This is a genomic window from Pseudoalteromonas sp. BDTF-M6 (assembly GCF_018334135.1).
Classification (GTDB): domain Bacteria; phylum Pseudomonadota; class Gammaproteobacteria; order Enterobacterales; family Alteromonadaceae; genus Pseudoalteromonas.
Map to the genome: position 1 here is coordinate 34,798 of NZ_JAGXTQ010000001.1, position 20,435 is coordinate 55,232.

The 20,435-nt window shown below is 53.0% G+C and carries 11 protein-coding genes and 1 riboswitch; of the genes, 7 read left to right on the forward strand and 4 right to left on the reverse strand.

From position 1 onward, the window contains the following. Window positions 1-5 precede the first annotated feature (5 nt). Window positions 6-3,899 (forward strand): efflux RND transporter permease subunit, encoded by a 3,894-nt coding sequence (locus KD147_RS00185; RefSeq protein ID WP_502710191.1) that lies wholly within the window; start codon window positions 6-8, stop codon window positions 3,897-3,899. Further along, window positions 3,899-5,722 (forward strand): 2Fe-2S iron-sulfur cluster-binding protein, encoded by a 1,824-nt coding sequence (locus tag KD147_RS00190; protein ID WP_212546501.1) that lies wholly within the window; start codon window positions 3,899-3,901, stop codon window positions 5,720-5,722. Before KD147_RS00185 ends, KD147_RS00190 begins: the two co-directional genes overlap by 1 nt. A gap of 84 nt (window positions 5,723-5,806) precedes the next feature. Here the strand turns inward: KD147_RS00190 and KD147_RS00195 are convergent, their stop codons facing one another. Continuing rightward, window positions 5,807-9,628 carry an HYR domain-containing protein gene (locus KD147_RS00195; RefSeq protein WP_212546502.1) on the reverse strand — a complete coding sequence of 1,274 codons (3,822 nt, stop codon included), beginning with the start codon at window positions 9,626-9,628 and terminating at the stop codon, window positions 5,807-5,809. Window positions 9,629-10,188: 560 nt separating this feature from the next. On the opposite strand from KD147_RS00195, the gene KD147_RS00200 reads away from it, so the two are divergent. Continuing rightward, a complete protein-coding gene (locus KD147_RS00200) occupies window positions 10,189-12,432 on the forward strand; it encodes a heavy metal translocating P-type ATPase (RefSeq protein WP_212546503.1) in 2,244 nt (747 codons plus the stop codon). A gap of 25 nt (window positions 12,433-12,457) precedes the next feature. Then, the gene (locus KD147_RS00205) at window positions 12,458-12,811 is read left to right on the forward strand and encodes a cupredoxin domain-containing protein (protein WP_105190195.1); all 354 of its coding nucleotides are present in this window, start codon (window positions 12,458-12,460) and stop codon (window positions 12,809-12,811) included. Window positions 12,812-12,822: 11 nt separating this feature from the next. Here KD147_RS00205 and KD147_RS00210 read toward each other — a convergent pair whose 3' ends face one another. After that, on the reverse strand, window positions 12,823-13,515 hold the full coding sequence (locus tag KD147_RS00210; RefSeq protein WP_212546504.1) for a hypothetical protein: 693 nt from the start codon (window positions 13,513-13,515) through the stop codon (window positions 12,823-12,825). Window positions 13,516-13,695: 180 nt separating this feature from the next. Further along, a complete protein-coding gene (locus KD147_RS00215) occupies window positions 13,696-15,795 on the reverse strand; it encodes a M12 family metallo-peptidase (RefSeq protein ID WP_212546505.1) in 2,100 nt (699 codons plus the stop codon). Between the two features lie 63 nt (window positions 15,796-15,858). Then, window positions 15,859-15,943, reverse strand: a riboswitch (cyclic di-GMP riboswitch). Between the two features lie 446 nt (window positions 15,944-16,389). Here KD147_RS00215 and KD147_RS00220 point away from each other — a divergent pair. The 3 genes from KD147_RS00220 to KD147_RS00230 all read left to right on the forward strand — a co-directional run bounded on the left by KD147_RS00220 (window position 16,390) and on the right by KD147_RS00230 (window position 19,117). After that, a complete protein-coding gene (locus KD147_RS00220) occupies window positions 16,390-17,019 on the forward strand; it encodes a response regulator transcription factor (RefSeq protein WP_212546506.1) in 630 nt (209 codons plus the stop codon). Window positions 17,020-17,369: 350 nt separating this feature from the next. Beyond that, window positions 17,370-17,921, forward strand: coding sequence for a hypothetical protein (locus KD147_RS00225; RefSeq protein ID WP_105255224.1), 552 nt, complete (start codon window positions 17,370-17,372; stop codon window positions 17,919-17,921). Window positions 17,922-17,935: 14 nt separating this feature from the next. Next, window positions 17,936-19,117 (forward strand): S8 family peptidase, encoded by a 1,182-nt coding sequence (locus KD147_RS00230; RefSeq protein ID WP_212546507.1) that lies wholly within the window; start codon window positions 17,936-17,938, stop codon window positions 19,115-19,117. 232 nt (window positions 19,118-19,349) lie between these two features. Here the strand turns inward: KD147_RS00230 and KD147_RS00235 are convergent, their stop codons facing one another. Beyond that, on the reverse strand, window positions 19,350-20,261 hold the full coding sequence (locus KD147_RS00235) for a pirin family protein (RefSeq protein ID WP_212546508.1): 912 nt from the start codon (window positions 20,259-20,261) through the stop codon (window positions 19,350-19,352). Window positions 20,262-20,435 lie beyond the last annotated feature (174 nt).

A 20,435-nucleotide genomic window follows, 5' to 3' on the forward strand; every position in this document is an offset into this window, starting at 1 on the left:
TAGCTATGATTGAATCAATAATTCGCTGGTCGGTAGGCAATCGCTTTTTTGTCCTTCTGATCACCTTGATCATTGCCTTTGGCGGCTTGTACTCGCTGAAGAACACCCCGGTTGATGCCATTCCAGATCTCTCCGATGTGCAGGTGATCATTAAAACCAGCTATCCGGGGCAGGCGCCTCAGGTGGTACAGGATCAGGTGACCTTTCCGCTGACCACGGCCATGTTGTCGGTGCCCGGTGCACAAACGGTGCGCGGTTTTTCTTTTTTCGGTGACTCCTATGTTTACATCATCTTTGATGATGACACCGATTTGTATTGGGCACGCTCGCGGGTGCTGGAGTACCTAAGCCAGGTGGCCTCTAGCCTGCCGGAGACGGCCAAGCCGCAACTGGGCCCGGATGCCACCGGTGTGGGCTGGGTGTATATCTATGCCTTGGCCGATAAAACCGGCCAGCATGACCTGAGTCAATTGCGCAGTATTCAGGACTGGTTCTTGAAGTATGAGCTGCAAACCGTGCCCGGCGTATCGGAAGTAGCCGCAGTGGGCGGTATGGTGAAGCAGTACCAGGTGCAGGTCGACCCGGATAAGCTGCGTGCCTACAACGTACCGCTGGCACAAATTCAGGTTGCCTTGCAGCGCGGCAACAAAGAGACGGGAGCATCCGTGGTCGAGCTGGCCGAAGCCGAGTATATGGTGACCGCCACCGGCTATATTAAGTCGGTCAGTGACATTGAAAAAATCCCCCTGGGTATAAATGAACAAGGTACGCCGCTGCGTATAGGTGATCTGGCCAATGTCAGCCTGGGGCCGCAAATGCGCCGCGGTATCGCGGAATTAAACGGCGAAGGCGAAGTGGTTGGCGGCGTAGTGGTGATGCGCTTTGGTGAAAACGCCCAACAAACCATAGATGGGGTCAAAGACAAGCTCGAATCCTTGAAGTCGTCGCTGCCGGAAGGGGTTGAGATTGTCACTGTGTATGACCGTTCCAAACTGATCGAAAGCGCGGTGGATAACCTTTGGAGCAAGCTCGCGGAAGAACTGGCCATTGTGGCGTTAGTCTGTATGGCCTTCCTGTTCCATTTACGCTCCTCCATTGTCGCCGTGGTTACCTTGCCGCTGGGGATTTTGGTGTCCTTTATCATCATGTATATGCAGGGGATCAATGCCAATATTATGTCCCTGGGCGGTATCGCCATTGCCATTGGTGCCATGACCGATGGTGCTATCGTGATGATAGAAAACATGCACAAACACATGGAAAAAACGCCCCTGACCAACGAAAACCGCTGGGAAATCGTGGCCAAGGCCGCCTCCGAAGTGGGGCCGGCGCTGTTCTTTAGCTTGCTGATCATCACGGTGTCTTTCTTGCCGGTGTTTATTCTTGAAGCACAAGAAGGGCGTATGTTTGCGCCGCTGGCGTACACCAAAACCTATGCCATGGCGGCGTCTGCCGGTTTGGCTATTACCCTGGTGCCGGTATTGATGGGTTACTTTATCCGCGGCAAAGTAGTCTCGGAAAAGAAAAACCCGCTCAACCGTTTGTTGATTGCCATCTATAAGCCTGTGTTGGCACAGGTGATGAAGTTCCCGAAACTCACCCTGGTGCTGGCCATTGCCTTGACCCTGGTAGGATTCTACCCGGTAGACAAAATTGGCAGTGAGTTCATCCCGCCGTTGGATGAAGGGGATTTAATGTACATGCCAACCACCTATCCGGGTATTTCCATTGGTAAAGCCCGTGAGTTGTTGCAGCAAACCGACAGGCTGATCCGCACCGTGCCGGAGGTGGAGACTGTGTTCGGTAAAGTAGGGCGGGCGGAAACGGCGACGGATCCGGCGCCGCTGACCATGATAGAAACCTTCATTCAGCTTAAACCGCGCGATCAGTGGCGCGAAGGCGTGACCACCGAAAGCCTGAAAGCGGAATTTGATAAATTGGTGAAATTCCCCGGCCTAACAAACGCCTGGGTCATGCCGATTAAAACCCGTATCGATATGCTGGCAACCGGTATTAAAACCCCGGTGGGTATCAAGGTCGCGGGACCGAGATTGGATGTCATTCAAGACATAGGTCAGCAAATCGAGCAGCTTTTGCCCCAGGTGCAAGGAACCGCCTCTGTTTACTCTGAACGTGTGGCCGGCGGCCGTTATATCAAGGTGGATATTTCGCGGGAAAAAGCGAGCCGCTTCGGGTTAAACATTGAAGACGTGCAGCAGGTGGTCTCTACCGCCATCGGCGGCATGAATGTGACGCAAACCATCGAAGGCCAAGAGCGTTATCCGGTCAACCTGCGTTATCCGCAGGATTACCGCGACTCGCCCGAGCAGCTTGCTCGTCTACCCGTGGTGACCCCAAATGGACAACGCATTGCCCTTGGCGATGTTGCCGATATTCGTATTGAGATTGGTCCGCCGGGTATCAAGAGTGAGAATGCCCGTATTAACGGCTGGACCTTTATCGATATCGCCGATGTGGATGTGGGCACCTATGTTGAAAATGCCAAGGCGCATTTGGCAGCCAACCTGGATTTACCGGCGGGTTACTCGATCAACTGGGCCGGACAATATGAGTACATGGAGCGAGCGAAAGATAAGCTGGCCTATGTCTTGCCACTCACCCTGGCCATTATTGTGGTGCTGCTTTACTTAAACTTCAGATCCCTTGTTGAAGTCGGCATCATTATCATCACCCTGCCCATGGCGATGATCGGTGGCTTATGGTTGATGTACCTTGAGGGCTTCAACTTCTCCGTGGCCGTGGGTGTAGGCTTTATCGCCCTGGCCGGGGTCGCGGTCGAAATTGGCGTGATTATGCTGGTGTATTTAAACCAGTCCTATAAGGAGGCGAAGGAACGCTGTAAAGAACAGCGCATTGCCTTCGACAGAGCACAGCTGACAGCAGCCATTATGGAAGGGGCGGGCATGCGTATTCGCCCGGTAATGATGACGGTTGCCACCATTATCATCGGCCTAATGCCCATCTTATATGGTTCGGGAACCGGCTCCGAGGTGATGAGCCGTATTGCCGCGCCCATGGTGGGCGGTATGCTCAGTGCGGTGTTACTGACTCTGCTGGTCTTACCGGCGGTCTACTTTATCTGGCGCGCTCGCGCCCTTGAGGCAGACAAAACACCGCCCTTTAGCCTGCTAAAAAGCAGCCGAAAATACCACAAGTGGCTGATGCTGTTTTTAGGCTCTCAGTTTGTGATCTGGTCGGTTACCGGGGCCTACATGGTGTTTTTCGATATCGATTATATTCATGGAGACACCCTGGTTCACGACCATCAGACCAAGGTGCCGGTGCAGCAGGTCAACTATCCCATGAGCTCGTTAAGGGCTCAGTACACGGGCTTGGAGAAGCTCTCGTTGGGGATGCACCTGGATAAACCGGTTTATCGCTTTGTGCAGGACGATGTTCACTATCTGGTGGATGCCAACACCGGCGTATTGCTGTCGCCTTTGGCGAAAGACGAAGCCGTGAGGGTAGCCAAGTTCGAGTACACCGGCAGCGGTGACGTTGAAAGTGTTGAATACATAGACGACAACCCCCCCTTGGAGTTGAGTCGACGGGTGCATAATGCATTGCCTGTATGGCGTGTGAATTTCGACAACCTGGGCAACCCAGCGCTGTACATTTCCGCCCGAAGCGGTGAGGTACTGGCCAAGCGACACCAATGGTGGCGCTTGTTCGACTGGATGTTTAGATTCCACGTGATGGACTACGAAGACAGTGAAATAGACAATCAATTGCTGTTTTGGGTGACCCTGTTTAGCATCTTGGCCGCCTTGGCCGGCATGGTGCTGGTGTACTTTAGGGTGTTTAAAAAGAACGAAGAAGAGCATGCCTTAACGCAAGACCTCCAACAAAAAAATCAACTACAACGAGGTGGTGTCTGATGCAGTGGATACGATCAATACACAAATGGACCTCCCTGGTCGTGGGGGTTCAGTTTATGCTGTGGTTAGGCAGCGGCTTTTATTTTAACTTGATGGATCACCATAAGGTCGGCGGTCATACCTATCGCGCCCACGCGCATGACCAGGTGCAGATCGATACCGCAGCCTTGGTCGAACCAAGAAGAGTGCTGGAAAAAGCCGAGCCCAGTGTGTCGCTCAAGCAGATTGCACTGCTCGGTCAGCCCTATTATTTGCTTACCCATAAGCACGGCCTGTACCCTTACTTTGAGAACGAATACAGCCTGTTTGATGCCTATCGGGGCAATGAGGTGAGTCTAGATGCAGCCTTTGCCACGCGACTTGCCAAGCAATCCTACAATGGCCCGGGCAGCGTCGGAGAGGTGACCCTGCTGCAGCCACCCCTTGAAGACTTTCCCAAGCAGAAAAATGCCGCGTGGCGGGTGAACTTTAACGATGATATTCAAACCAGTGTGTATATCGAGACGGGGTCGGGCCGTGTGGTAGGGCACAGCGATGCCCACAAGCGCTTCGCCGATATCTTCTTTATGTTGCACTTTATGGATTACGGCAATGAGGGCAGCTTTAACAATATACAGATTATTCTGTTTGCGTTTGTTACCTTGTGGCTGTCGCTTTCCGGGCTGATCTGGACCCTAGATATGATTAAGCGCGGGCAGTATAAGGTCGCCCTGTTGTCGAAGCGCTCGTCGGTGAAAATATTTGATCATGAACAGCAGTTGCTTGATCAGCTTGAGCTTTCCACCGCCACTAACTTACTGGATGGACTCGCGGGCCATGACATTTCCCTGCCATCCACCTGTGGCGGCGGGGGCACCTGTGGGCGCTGTAAGGTGTTGATTAACCCTGCTCCTAAGGCCACATCCGACGACCATCAGCACTTCTCGCAAGCTGAGCTGGCGCAAGGATTTAGGTTAGCCTGTCAGCACTTCTCCAATGACGTTAAAGACATGACCCTGTTCGATGTCACCGATGCCAAAAAGGTGGAGCTGACCCTGGTGGGCAGTGAGTTTGTAAGCCCGGATATCAAGGAGTTGAGATTTAAGGTACAGGGGCCGCCATTGGCTTATAAAGCCGGTGCCTTTATGCGTTTCTTCATTCCCGAAGGGCAAGTACCGGTCAAGCCGAACGATATTCCCAGCGATTACAAAGCCTATTGGGACGATGAAGACCATACCCATTACCCCAGAGCGGCTTGCTCACGTAACTACTCACTCACCTCGGTGAGCCAGTTAGATGAAGAGCTGGTGTTCGCGATTAAATATCATCGCGCCCCGCAACAGGGCGTGCCGGCGGGCTCGGGTTCCAGCTATTTATGTACCATGGCGCCAGGTGACACGGTTGATGCGCTTGGTCCATTCGAAGAGTTCTATGTTGACCAAGACACCAAGGCGCCCATTGTGGTGATCGGCGCCGGCTCTGGTATGGCGCCGTTGAGAGGGATTATCAAGGAGCTGCTTTTGGCTCGCAATTCTAAGCAGCACGTTCACTTCTACTTTGGTGCTCGTCATGAAGAAGACCTGCTCTACCAGGAAGAGTTTTTTGCCCTGAGCCAACGCTTTGATAATTTCCGCTTTACCCCTGTGCTATCGCAAGCCGGCCCGGATTGGTTAGGCGCCACCGGCTATGCGCAGCAGGTGTTGTTCAATAATATGAATAAAGAAGCCCTGTTAGCCGCGCACTATTACATGTGCGGGCCAAAAGCCATGATGGATGAGACCATAGCCACCCTGGTTAATATGGGAGTCGATAAAAACGTTATTCACTTCGATAGCTTTAACTAGGCTCGAACGCGTTAGCCGATGAATAAGGGTCTAGCGCCGTTCGATTAAAGCCCGCAGATGCGGGCTTTAATTTATGTTCTAACACTAATTGTTATTTTTGGGCGCATAGACCGTGGTTTGCGCCGTACTGGTGTTACCCGTGAGATCGCTGCAGGCCAGATCGATTGTGTAGGTGCGACCGTCGCCGGAGCCTTCTCGCTCGGCGCGCAACTGTACGTTCAAGGTGGTGCCGGTTTGATTGGCGTCCCAGTACCAATCGGGTTCGGTACTGCCATCGCCCTTGCCATCGCTGCTCTCATTGCTGCTGATATGGGTGACGCGGCATACGGGGACACTGTTGTCGCAGACATCGTTGACCGTCAGGGCGATCACCACGTCGATCATTTCATGGTTTGGCGGCCAGAGGATATGCGGTGAGGCCAGGATGTCGTTGAATTGTGGTGCCAGCGTATCTTCCACCTTAATCGTACTGGTGCAGCTCGAGGTCAGCTCCTGGGCATCGGTGGCGGTGTAGATGAGCTCTGTGATCCCCATGGGGAAAGACTGGGTTGCTGGCCTGCTTAGCGCCACCGTGGTTGAACAGAGATCTGACCCGGTTGCCGCGCCTGGGGTCAGGGTTGCAGAGCGGTTGCCGCTGCACTCGGCTACTATGTTTTGCGGGCAGTTAATCTGTGGGGGCACAGTATCGACTATTTCCACCAGCTGCGGTGCCGTGGCCTGGTTATCGCTGCCATCGGTGGCGGTCCAGGTGATGGTATTGGCGCCAATGGGGATAATATTGGGGGCATCGTTGCTAATAACTGGAGTTAGGTCGCAGATATCTGCGGCACTTGCCAGCCCGAGTTCTGGGGAAGCACCTTGGGGTGAGGTGCACTCCACGGCGAGCACATCGGCGGGGGCGGTAATTTCCGGTTCCTGAGTGTCCTGTATGGTCACGTTAAAGAAACAGCTTTCGGAGTTTCTGCCACTGTCCATCACAGCGCAGGTTACCTGATTGTCTCCCACGCTAAAGAGCGAGCCTGAGCCTGGAATACAACCTTGGAAGGTGGCGACGCCACAACTGCCATCGCTCACGCTGGGGTCGGCAAATTGTGCCTCGGTATCAGGCCCGGTGCATTCTTTAACTACAGGCGCGGGGCAGCTAATACTCGCGGGTACGCTGTTGTCTCCCTGGCATAAATTGCTGCGAGGGCAGGTAAGCTCGGCCGGGGGACTCTCGGGGAGTAGCTCGCCATTTTTCAAGGCGGCAATGCGCAGGGCACGCTCCCACACGCGAATATACTGCTCCGCCGACTCAAACAAGGCATCGTTATAGGGTTTGGCAAGACCGATATTTTCCATGTCTTTCACTAGGTCGGGCAGCAGGCCCACATGGGCCAGTCCATCGACATTGAAGTCAAAGGCTTTAAATCCGCTCAGTTGCTTATCAAATGTACCATAGCCGTCGAGGGTAAAGGGGTAGATAAGTTTATTGTTTTCGCGCAGTTGGGCGCTGCGTTCAACATCGGCGCTGGAAACCAAAGTAGGAATATCACTGCCGCAGGCATTACCGCCAAAACGAGGGCCAACATGACCGGCGACGCCGTTAAAGTCACTGCCCAGAGCCACAGGGCCGCCCATCACATCCACCGCATACTGATAGGCTTGGGCAAAGGTTCTGGAAGAATGACGGCAGCTATCCTTGATGGCTACGCCAAAAAGTGGCTCTGAGTAGGGCAAGGTGACCTTATAGCCCTTGATTGCCGTGTCTTGCACATCGTCCTTGGTCATGGCCGCTATCATACCGCCACCATCGCGAATGGCTTCGAGTTGCTCTTTGGTGCGCATGCGTTCATGACGGCCTTGGTTGCCACCGAACGTACGCCGGTGCAAATCAAAAAACTGTACATGGCTGGCCACCAGGGGATAGTAGGCTAAGGGGTTATTTTCATCGCCCGCATTTAGGCGCGTCAGGGCCAGGGTGTTGTCCAGGGACTTACGGGACATATGGTCGATATCTATTATCATGCCCTTGTCCATCAGCGCCGAAAATAACTCACTACCTAACCCGCGTTTATCCGGACCTGGGTCGGTGTCGCTGAGGTTCAGACCATAGCGGTTGCATGCGGGGTAAAGAGGGTAGATGGGGCGCACGGGCAGCTCTGAGTCAAAGCCGATGGCGCCGATTAATCGTTTTAACAGGTCGTCGAAGGGCCCGCCGGACAGCCGGCTGCCATACTCACCATATCCCACACCACAATCTTCTATATGCCACCAGCGCTGCTCCGAATAGGCATTGCCGACGGCGATAATGTCGTTCCAGGTGGCGGCGCCGCCAAAGGCGTTATCGAAATTGTGAATAGGGAAGAAGTGACGCACGCCCTTGTCGAAGTAATGATTCACCGCTTTTGTCACCGTGTCTATGGGCTCACCAAGCTCGTTGCGCACCAGCTCGCCATTGCTGTCACGCATATTGGGGCAGCTGGCTTCGGGACGATTGCTATTTTGTTCTTTACAGTTAAAGAGGTTATCCACCTCTATGCCCAGCACCACGGCGAGCTTGCCTTCACTTATAACCTGGCGTGCTTCTGAGGGGCTGGTGACGATACGGAACCAGCCTTCTTTGGCGCCCGCTTCGCTGGCACAAAAGCCGGAGGCCGGGTCGGCAGCACAGTTTTCATCGATAAAGCGTTGGAAATCATAGGCGGCTTTTATTTGTGCGTCTATGGGACCCATGGAGTTGGCGCAGTCGCTTCCTTCGGTGGACTTGCACAGCGCCTCGTTGGTGACCGCCAACATGGTGGTCAAGCGCATGCCGCCACGAAACGCACGTTCCACCCAGGGGTAGTACATTTGCTGGTGGGTGGTGGTGGTCCAGGTTGGCCAGTTATTGAAATACGGAGGTGCACCCGTACCGACCGAGCCGTCCTTGGTGCCGGCGCCAACGGTGTCGCCGTTAATCAAGCCCTCGAGTATGGTGTGAGTGCCGTGGATGTCGAGATCTTCCTGTTGCGACATTGCTGAATTAATGCTGTTACTTGCATCTAGGGTAAATTGACCGAAGTCATCAACCGGGGCCGACTCACCGGCAAAGGTCCTGCCACCATGGGCTAAATGGGCAAACAGGTGGTTATGCAGGTCGGCGTAGCCGCGCAGGGCACAGGTTCGCGGCTCCTCGCTGGCGCTCCAGCCCGCTTGCGGTTCTTCGATAGCAACACTGCCGACACGTGCACAAGTACCACTGGATTGCGAGGGAATGCCACCAAGCCAGTCGGCGGGGTCAACCGTGCCGCAACTGCAATCACCGGTACAGCCAGGAATTTCTACTAGATCCGATTGACATGCCCCGCTGGTATTTGGCTCGCCTACACAGCAGGCTCTTTGTCCTTCACCGCCGCATTCGGTCACCGGCGCACAGGTATGTTGAGCAACTTGCCCCGTGGCTATGCTGCCACCACAATAACAATTGCCGGCGCAGCCAGCGACGGGAACTAACCCTGAGTTGCAGGCGCGTAGCTCACCCGAGGTGGTGGTTTCCGTCAGGCCATTGCAGCAGGCTCTTTGTCCTTCGCCGCCACAGGAGGTGGTGGCTTTACAGGTGCCCGATGCCTGAATGCCAAATGGATTCAGACCGCCGCAGGTACAGTCTCCTGAACAACCCGCGACTTCAACATTGCCGTAATCACAGGCCTGGCCAAGCCAGACCTCAAAGGTACCGGCACAGCAGGCGCGCTCGCCATCGCCGCCACAGCTGCTCACGGCGTAGGAATTGGGAGTATACAAACAGGCCAGTAGTAAGGTAACACCCGCCATTACGTTGAGCTTAAGTAAGTCGTTACTAATCTTTTTAGTTACGCTTTTTATGGCACTGGTTAGCAAAAGGCGAGAGCAGGTGCAGGCACACCTGACCAGCAGTGAAATCAACATAAAATCTCCTTGAGGATGATTCTTTTGTCGGCGGATTTCACTTCAGTTTGTCAGGCAGACTTGGTTTGAGTTTGTCGGGCAGACTTCATTCAGCCAGCAATGTTTCAACGTGGCTATAGCTATAGTTGTTTATTGTTATTTAGTAAAGAAACGCTCTGCAAGGCGGCCGGTCAGCTAGATTCGCGGCTTATTTGATAGGTAAAACAGCCTGTTAGCACCGTTTTCAAAAAGGAAACGGTTGGTCAATATGCCAGCGAAGGCGTCTTTCTAAACCTAAATGACACCGCTTTTATAACCTTATGACAAGGGCTTAGAGCAAACTATACGGCACCTGGATATTTTGCTTACAAGTTATAACAGCAGCCCTAATTTCTTGGCCGTTTGCTAATTACTGCACATATACGCGTTCAGGTTAGCTCTGTAATTTGAACTAAGTGATTTAAGTTTGACCTTGGTCCTACTCCCAGGTCTACACTTTCATCAATAATAGCGGTTAAACGAAATTTAGCCTTGGAACTTGGTTTTAACGCGTAATTTGGTGTGCGAACAAGGAGAACAAAGTGAGTGAGTCGAACGCAAATCAACAGCTTCTTATTGAAGGAGCCGGCTGTGCCAGCTGTGTTGGCAAAATAGAGGCGGCACTAAAAAAAACGCCGGGAGTGGTTAGCGCGCAAATGAATTTTGCCGACAGAATCGCCTCGGTCACCGGCACCGCATCAACCCAGGCCTTAATTGCCGCCGTGGAATCGGTGGGTTATAACGCCAGGGCTGTAGACGAGCAAAGCGATGAAGATTTGGTCGGTGAAAAAGAACTCGCCGATAGGACCTATTATAAAAAGCTGGTCAGGGATACGGTGACAGCCTTGTCGGTAGGTGTCCCTTTGATGCTGTTTGGTTTGCTTGGCGGCGATATGACGGTAACCACCGCGATGCAACGTGCAGCCTGGTTAGGCGTTGGCCTGCTCACTCTGGCGGTGATGTATGTCTCCGGCAAGCATTTTTACACCGGAGCCTGGAAAAGCTTTAAAAACCATAATGCCAATATGGATACCCTGATTGCCCTGGGCACGGGCACGGCCTGGCTTTACTCCATGGTGGTAGTGGCCATCCCCGAGGCCATTCCTCCCATGGCACGGCATGTGTATTTTGAAGCCACCGCCATGATCATTGGCCTGATCAACCTCGGCCTGGCGTTGGAATTAAAAGCCAGAGGCAAAACATCCGAGGCCATTAAGCGTCTGATTGGCTTACAGGCCAAGACCGCGACGGTGATCCGCGATAATAAAGAAGTGCAAATTAATATTGCGCAGGTCTTGCTGGACGATCTGGTCAAGGTCAAACCCGGCGAGAAAATTCCCGTTGATGGTGTGGTCAGCGAGGGCCATACCTTTATCGATGAGTCCATGCTGACCGGCGAGCCCATGCCGGTTGAAAAGTCTAAAAACGACGAAGTAGCGGCTGGCACCATTAACACCTCGGGCTCGATACAGTTTCGGGCCACCCGGGTGGGGAAAGACACGGCGTTGGCGCGCATAATCAATATGGTTAAGCGAGCGCAAAACTCCAAGCCGCCCATAGGCCGCCTGGCCGATGTAATCGCTACCTATTTTGTGCCCGTGGTGATGATCATTGCCGTACTGACGGCTTTGGCATGGCTTAACTTTGGCCCCGAGCCCGCACTGGCACTGGCCATGGTCTGCGCCACTACCGTGCTGATCATTGCCTGTCCTTGTGCCTTAGGCCTGGCAACGCCCATGTCGGTGATGGTGGGTGTGGGCAAGGCCGCCGAAGCGGGGGTGCTAATACGTAATGGTGAAGCCTTGCAAACCGCTTCTAAAATCACCGCCATGGTGCTGGATAAAACCGGCACCATTACCGAGGGAGCGCCTCAGGTCACCGACCTGGTGGTTGCCGACACTCATGAGCAGCAGGAAGTATTGCAACTGGCGGCGAGTTTGGAAAGCGGCTCGGAACACCCGCTCGCACAAGCCATAGTGAGCAAGGCACAAGAGCAGGACGTTGAGTTGTTACCGGTGGACTCCTTCAAGGCTTTGACAGGTTTAGGAGTAGAAGGGCGCTGCGATAATAAAACCTTGTTCTTTGGCAATGCCAAGCTGATGCAACAACAGGGCATAACGCTTGGCGATTTTAGCGAACGCGCTCATGGCTTGGCGAAACAGGCCAAAACTCCCATGTTTTTTGCTATCGATGGTGAACTGGCCGCCATTATTGCCGTGGCCGATCCGATCAAAAAGGACTCCATTGCCGCCATTGAACGCCTGCAAGACAATGGCATTCGTGTCATTATGCTGACCGGTGATAATCAGGAAACCGCCGCCGCGGTGGCACATAAAGCCGGGATCACAGAGTTTTTTGCCGAGGTACTGCCCGAAGATAAGGCCAACAAGGTTAAAGAGTTGCAAGAAGCCGATGAGGTGGTCGGGATGACAGGCGATGGCATTAACGATGCTCCGGCCTTGGCCTTGGCCGATGTCGGCTTTGCTATCGGCACGGGCACGGATGTTGCCATCGAAAGCGCCGATATCACGCTAATGCGGGGCTCACTCCATGGTCTGGCCGATGCCATTGCCGTGAGTAAGGCAACCCTAACAAACATCAAGCAAAACCTCTTTGGTGCCTTTATTTATAATGTCGCCGGTATTCCTATTGCCGCCGGCGTGCTCTATCCATTTTTTGGTATGCTTTTGAGCCCGGTGATCGCCGGTGCGGCCATGGCGTTTTCTTCCCTCACGGTCGTCAGTAACGCCAACCGTTTGCGTTTATTTAAACCCAAAGATGCGTGATTGTGCGCTTTAAGGAGAAACTTATATGATCATCATCAATATCTTAGGGCTGGCACTTATCGTCTTGATAGTCTGGTGGTTTTGGCTTTATAAGCCGGCGCAAACCGTTATGCAAACTCAGCCGCTGACCATAGAGGTTAAAGACGGAGTCTATACTCCCGCGGCGATTCAGGTGGCGGCGCATCAAACGGTGACCCTTAACTTTTTACGCAAGGATCAGTCGCCCTGCTCGGAGATGCTGTTGATCCCCGACTTGGGCGTCAGCGAGCAACTTGAGCTGGACAAGGTAACGCCGGTAACACTGACCGATTTGGCACCGGGAGAGTATCCATTTCACTGCCAAATGCAGATGTATCGCGGCACCTTAACCGTGGTGTGAGCTTGATTCAGTTAGTCGGTAATGACTAACTTATATTTTTGCGCAGCCATAGCTGCGTCTCTGATACGGACTGCTAAAAAGTATTGTTCACCATCAAACAATTGCGGGCCAGTAAATACATGGCCCAGCTCACTGGGGGTCTCGGTGCTATCCAATAACACCTCATTGGCGTTATAAAGCTCTAGATAGAGGTCGGGGCCATTATAAAATGGCTGGGTACAGGTGCTCGGCGTTGAACACAAATAGATACTGACGGTGATTTCACCATCCATAATAAAGGCGAATATATCGGCTTGATCGCTTGCTGCGTCAAGCTCTCCGGTGATCAGCACGCCGTTACTGGGCTTGAGAATAAAAGGTGTGGCTTGCTCAAACTCATTATTGGGCTCACTTTCCTGCAGTGACTGAGTCGTCCAGTTTTTGCTTATAAAATCATCGTCTATGACGCCATTTTCCGGGTCGACTTCGGGCACATTGCCGTCTTCCTGGCAAAACACTTCTCTAGTGCATTGGCCCGTGTACCAGGCTATGGTCAAAGCAATACCGAAAGGGTCATTAAAGGCGGAAGCGGGACAGTAATATAAACTGGTTTCTGTACATATTTTGACTGGGGGAGCACTGTCGCCGTCACTGCCACCACAGGCGACAAATAAGCTGCTAACTCCAAGAACGATAAGGCGAATAACAAAGGCTGAGCGAGTCATAGTGCGTTGTTTCTTGACTGTTCAATCACTAAACTATAGTTCGTTTTAACGCACCGATTGAACTCAATCGGCTTTGCCTTTTGGCTAGGTGGATGGGGTCATGGTGGGCACGGGAAAAGCAGCCTTGCGGCTGCTTGAGGAGATAGTTAAGAGGCTAGCAATAAGTCCCTTGGTGCTGTCCTAAGGGGTGCACTTTTTGCCACGGCAGGGTTTGTCGCCACCGCCCCCATCACCGCCACCGCTGCTTACAGTGACCTGTGACCAGTTGCTCCAGCTCGATGCGCCAGCGTTATTGGTCGCCCGTACTCGGTAGCGGAAGATGCCCGCGTCACTGCTGTCTACATAGTTACTGGTGTTTTGCGCAAGCTGGGCAATTACAGTTGTACCCCGCCAGGAGCCATTTTTATGTTGCTTCTCGCGCTGTATCTCAAAAGCGTTTTCGTCATCGCTGTTGTCCGTCCAGCTCAGCAGCGCCGTACCATCCTGGCCGTCGCTTGCACTGAAGCTGCTTGGCGCTGCTGGTGGCATGGGTTGCGCCGCCGTGGTGGCACACTCAAGTGCCGACGCCAAGGTTTGATTATTGGCCAAGTCTTTGGCCGTGACACTGAAGCAGTATTGGGTTTCACCTTGCAGTCCGGTTGCCATGAACTCAGTGCCGGTTTGCCAGGTTCCGGAGGTGCAATCCGTGCCGCCTTGCTGACAGCTAAACAGATAGCTCACCTGGGCGCCGCTGTCATCCGTGGCGGTCGTGGCCTGCATGCTGATCTCGCTATGGCTGATGGCGCTGGGAACTTGGGCAAAGCTCATGGGGTTAGGGTCCGGAGGCGTGGTATCCGGTGCCGCCGCAGGCAGGCTGCCATTTAAGTAATAATGGCCCTGGCTGGCATAATCGCTCACATAGGGCCCCGACGTGCCATACACCTCCAGGGTGTATAGATCGGCGGCAAGGTCAAGTTGCAGTGTGGCGCTGGTTTCTGCATCGCCAGCAGAGTCCGCAATAAGCGAGCCGCCAGCGTCATATAAACGCAGCCCAATATCAAGGTTGGCGCCGCGACGGGTGCTGCGTGTAAAGGCATCCCACGCCGGGGTGGCACTGATCTGGGCGCTGCCTGTACCGGCATTAAACTGGAACCAGTCACTGTCGCCCACCTGCACCGTGCCCTTATTGTCGCCAACAGCGTTGCTTGGATCCAACTCGCGATTGGTCGCGCTGAACTGGCCAAACTCATCGACTATGAGAGCCGTTGGCGATTGGGCATTGCCTTCGTTGTCGCTTGAAGCCCCCAGTTTATTGGTGATGATGGCAATATCGTCTTGCAGTTGGTTGGCGTCGGGGTACTCGCCTTTGCTCCACTGGGTGATATTCTTGCTATAGGAGTTACCCATGATCGGAGCCCAGCTGCCGAGTTCGGTATTCTCACCCAGACCACCATAGTAGGAGGTGGTGGATGTACCATCGTGGCTTAAGCCCAGGTTATGACCCAATTCGTGGGAGCCAGCTTCGGCCATATAGGTTTGACCGCCGCCACCGAGGCGGTTGTAGTACACGAAGGCCGGTTGATAATAGGTGTAATTACTTCTTCCCCAGACACTTAAATAGGCCACGCCGCCGGCGCCTTGAGAGGGCAGCGCCTTGTTTGTGGCGTCGCTGTCTTTGGTAAATAGTACCCAGCCCACATTGGCGCCAAAGCTCGCTGGAGCCTGGGTGGTTACGTCGATGTCAAAGGCAGAAAAGTCGTCGGCCATGCGCGCCCAGATTTGGTGGATGCGGCTGCGCTCCGAGTCGTTAAAGGTGCTGGGATCGCCATCCAAATCATAGGGCAGGGTGTCATAACTGGTACCACCGCCCCAGGCGCGGCCACTGACCAGACCACCGTCAAAATCTAAATAAACGGTATTGGCGGCGCCGGGTTTGCTATGCAGGTTAAATACATCAATGGCAGGCAGAGTCGCCGCGGCGCTCGGCGCTTCGCCGGTGCCAGCTCCCTGTACCAGACCCATTTCCACGTAAAAGAGTTCACCATTGTTATCCGCCTCCATAAAGGCCGTATCCAGCGCCGGCACTCCAAGGGCGGTGAGCTGAGCCAGTACTTTTTGTTGTACATGGGGAGGGAGCTTGGCAAGGCTGTGTTTTAAACGGTTGTCGGGGAGGTTTTCCAGGGCCTGATCTGGCAGCGTGTTCTGCGTGTCATTAGCTGTGTTGGCGTAGGCTTGAGTCCCTAAGGCGAGGCTAATGGCCGCGACCATTGAGCTTATTTTATGCGCTGTGGCTGATTTCATTGTGCATCCCAAATGGTTGGCTCGGCCTTGGGACAGAAACTCTGGTAGCCGCATTGCGACCGCACTGGCAATCCCGCTTTCTTTGGGCTGTACCCCAAGACCGGTGACTTTGCGCCCCATCCTCGCGAATGGTTTGCCCTTCATGTCTTTGTTAAATGACCATTTGAGCCTAGCAAGGGATAAATGAAAATCAAATATTAATTATTTAAAATAGGAACAGCGGGCGATGCCAATACCCCGGTTAGGGGAATAGGATAGGAATCAAGCTGCCAATAAGCGTTGTAACGCCGCGAATTAGTATTGTCAGCCATGGCTGATATTCATCCCGTCAGCATCAGGGGGCAATCTATCGCCCACTGCTTGTACCGTTAGCATGTACATTGTATGTTGGCTATTGGTACCAGTCGCATTTTTCTATGCCCTAGGCCTCGAGTTAGATAAGGCTCAGTAGGGTAAAGGAAAGCTAGACCAAGGTCGTGTTGCCTTAAATTAGGTACGTACAATAAGTTAGGTTAAGTACACACGAGGTGTACACACTAGCTAAAGTCAGTCGAGCCAAACAAGCAGGGAAGGCCGTTTAGGGAGGGCTTTAAAATGAGCAAAGCATGTATTGCCGTAGCCGATGATCATCCTTTAATTGTGTTTGCCATTGAACATAAAATTAAGGGGGCTTGGCCCGATATTCAGGTTGAAAGCGCCCATTGTTATCACCAACTTTTTCGCATTCTCGAGCAAAAAGAACAGCAAATTGATTTAGCCATCGTTGATTTGTCCATGCCGGGCAGTGAAGGGATCCAGGGGGTGGAATACATCTGCAAAAACTACGAAAATGTGCCCGTGATAGTGATCAGCGGCAATGATGACTTCAAAAGTTGCACCGCTTGTTTAGACGTCGGTGCGCTGGAATTTGTCTCTAAAACCGAGTTTGACTCGGTGATTATCGATTTGATCTCCAAGTACCTTTTTAACGACTCACCGCAACCGAACAAGGTCTTGTCTCAAGTCGAAGAACCCCAGACATTACCCCTACTCACCCCCAGCCAACGCAAGGTATTAAAGCAAATGGCCGATGGCTTAAGTAATAAGGCGATCGCCCGAGAGCTGAATATTTCGGAGAAAACCGTCCGTGTCCATGCCAGCGCCATCTTTAAACAGCTGGATGTGGAAAACCGTACTCAGGCGGCGGTGAAATACAAGCGTCTTGCACACGCCATTGAGCTTTAAACGGCCTTTTAAATCGCGTCAGCTGCGCAATTTATTTTATTCCTCTATTTGCAATAAAGTTGTGGCTTACCCTAAAAACCACGACTTTATTCGCATTTTTGAGGCCGTTTAGGCTAAATGACCTAGTCCATTTTAGCCGATCAAATTAGGTAATCTGCTTAATATGTTATGTGTTGTTAACTGCTTACACTGGAACTTCATAACAGACGAGGATGTGGTGCCATCTGGGTTGTTAAATGGCTCTCAATACTGTTTGAGCACGTTTATAAGTCTTTAAGGGAAGCCCCTTGAGTAAACGTGCAATAGAAAACATGCAATGAAGTTAATAATAATGACAGAGGGAGGACGTAATGGTCCAAAACAAACTCAAATTGCTTAGCATGGCGCTGTTGGCCGGTACCTTAACGAGCGGTTGTACCTTTATTGGCGAGCATAAGGTCACAGGTGGCGGCACCATGGCATCGGCGGGTGGTGATAAGAATGCCGTGTTTACTTTTAATGCCGAAAACTGCGGCGAGGACGAGGTTAAGGGTCGCGTGAACTATGTGGATCATAGCGCCATTGATTTCGAAGATGTTGGCGGCGTAAGTATTAAAGCTGAAGTGGACAACTTCGGTTATTGCGCGCTTACCGATGAAGGATTAGAAACTGGCGTGCAGGAATGTAACTGCATGGATCAGTTTGAAGCGCAATTTACCTACTCATCAAAAAACCCCCAGGCGCCCGGCGAGGGCACCGGCTTTGTCTGCTTCTTTGATACCGGCGAGGGCAAGGGTAACTTCCACGGCGCCATTACGGCCTTCAATCTTATCGACGGACCCTATGACGGCTACACCAATGTTGGCACCGTTAACGGTAATATTCAGCAGCACAGCTGCCTACAAACTAGCGAAGCAGAATAATAAGGAGCATACGGATGTTTAATAAAACTCTACTCACTGTATTGGTAGCCACTGCTTTTTCTGCGCAAGCCGAGTTAGTTGAGGGTACAGATATGCTGGCGGGCAAAACGGCCCGCGTCATTTTCGAATATCATCAGGGTAATAAGGCCGAACTGGTTGCCGCGATTGAAGCGGTCGGTGGTGACGTCAAACGCCAATTGGATGCCGATAACTCGGTGGCGGCGGTGATCGATGCCGATATGTTTGAGCAATTGCAAAATAATGGCGCGATTAAATCCATCGAACTCGATGCCGTGCGCCAGGTTATTCCCAACGCAGTGACGCCAAGTGGTTTTCAAGATTATGCCCCCTACGGCCTACCCATGGTGCAGGCCGAACAGCTCGATTATGCCGGTGGTATCAAGGTCTGTATCGTCGATACCGGTTATGATCTCGGTCACCAGGAATTGCCAAGCACCACGGTGACCGGCGACGATGAAGGTGCTGGCCCCTGGTACCAAGATGGTCACGGTCACGGCACCCATGTTGCTGGTACCATAGCCGCAATCGACGGCAATGGTGGGCTGACCGGGGTGCTCGGCTCTGGCATGGCCGAATTACATATAGCACGGGTGTTTGATGACGAGGGCGGCTTTGTCTATGCTTCGGATCTTGCCGGTGCGGTGGCAGATTGTGCCAGCGCCGGTGCTAAGGTGGTGAGCATGAGCTTGGGTGGCGCCTTTTCAACCAAGGTGGAAGCGCGTGCCTTTGCACGCTTAGAGCGTGCTGGCGTGATGGCTATAGCCGCTGCTGGTAACGATGGCAACGCCACTCATAGCTATCCCGCGTCCTACGATGCGGTGGTGTCTGTGGCTGCGGTGGATGAGACAATGCAACATGCGGCGTTTTCACAAAGAACCGCGCAGGTTGAGCTGGCGGCTCCCGGTGTCGATGTCATTTCCACCTACCCAGGCGGCCTGTATGCATCGATGTCTGGTACCTCTATGGCCACGCCCCATGTTTCAGGTGTGGCGGCGCTGGTGTGGAGTCACTTCCCACAATGCAATAATTACGAGATAAGAAATGCCCTTAGCGCCTCGGCGATGGACCTAGGCGAGGCCGGCTATGACTATAAATACGGTCATGGTTTGGTGCAGGCCAAAGCCGCGTATGATCACCTGATGGCCAATGGTTGTAACGGCAAGGGTGTGAAGTAACAAGCAAGTTCCCCTCCTAAAAGCATAGCCCCGCAAAGGGGCTATTATCCTCGATGGGGGCCAGGCCACCCGTTAAAAACCTTGTTCACCTCTTTATTGCGCGCTTTGCTTCTTTTGTGAGTGTAATGACCAACAAGAATCAAAATGAAAACCCTATGATCAGCTCTGAAAAGGAAGAGGGTGTGGAAGTGTGGTATCGCTATTGATTAACTCAAAGCTGCAGGCCTGCTTGCTAAGGCAGAGGGATAAACTCTTCCTCATCGCCGGGCACCTTGGGAAACAGACCACTACGCCATTTTTCTCTCGCCTGCTCAATATGGGCTTGGCTGCTTGAAACAAAGTTCCAATCGATGATCCTTGGTCCGAGGTGAGCGCCGCCAATCAAGACGATGCGGGAATATTCGTGAGCGCGGACGCTTAGCGCGGGTGTGCAATCGAACACCGCCATGCTTTGAGCGGGCACTGAGGTGCCGCCGCAGTGAATATGGCCACGCACTACATACAAGCCCAATTCCTCGCAGCTGGGGAGTTGCAGCGTTTGTCCGGGCGCTAGTTCAGCTTCGAGGTAGAGGGTATCGGAAAAGGTTTTTACCGGCGAGCCCTGGCCATAGGCGCAGCCCATCATCACCCGTACCGGTACGCCTTGAACCCTGGTAATAGGCAAAGAGGAGGCGGGGTAATGATAAAAAGCCGGGTCCATGTGTTCGCACTCCTGTGGCAGCACCAGCCAGAGTTGAAGGCCTTCTACACTGTGCGTGTCGGCGCGCTCCTGCTCACTTTGCCTTTCTGAATGCACCACGCCCTTACCGGCCACCATGAGATTGATATCGCCGGGACGAATAGGCTGTACACTGCCTAGGGAATCGCGATGTAGCAGTTCGCCGTCAAACATATAGGTGACGGTGGCGATACCTATATGAGGGTGAGGACGCACATTGACGCCCGCTCCTGGAGCGAAGGTCGCGGGCCCGAGGTGGTCGAAATATATCCAGGGTCCTATGGTCGTTACTTCTGTCGTGGGCAGGGAGCGCAGCACCGAAAAACCACCCATGTCTTTATAGCGAGGTGTTAACAGCGCTCGGATCGGCGAACGTGCGGCGATCGGTTTACTCTGCTGCGCTTCTGCATTACTGACTCGACTCATGCCTTGCTCCTTGAAATTGACCTCGGTAAATCAACTAAATCGCTAAGCTGCTTTTCAAGTTTAGCCTCCCTTGGGCAAATAGATAAAAAAAGTCCGGACAAAGGGGCTTGGCTTAGATAGTGGGGAGTAAGGGGTGTGCTTTTTATTTATTTTATCCCCAATATGGGACTTCTT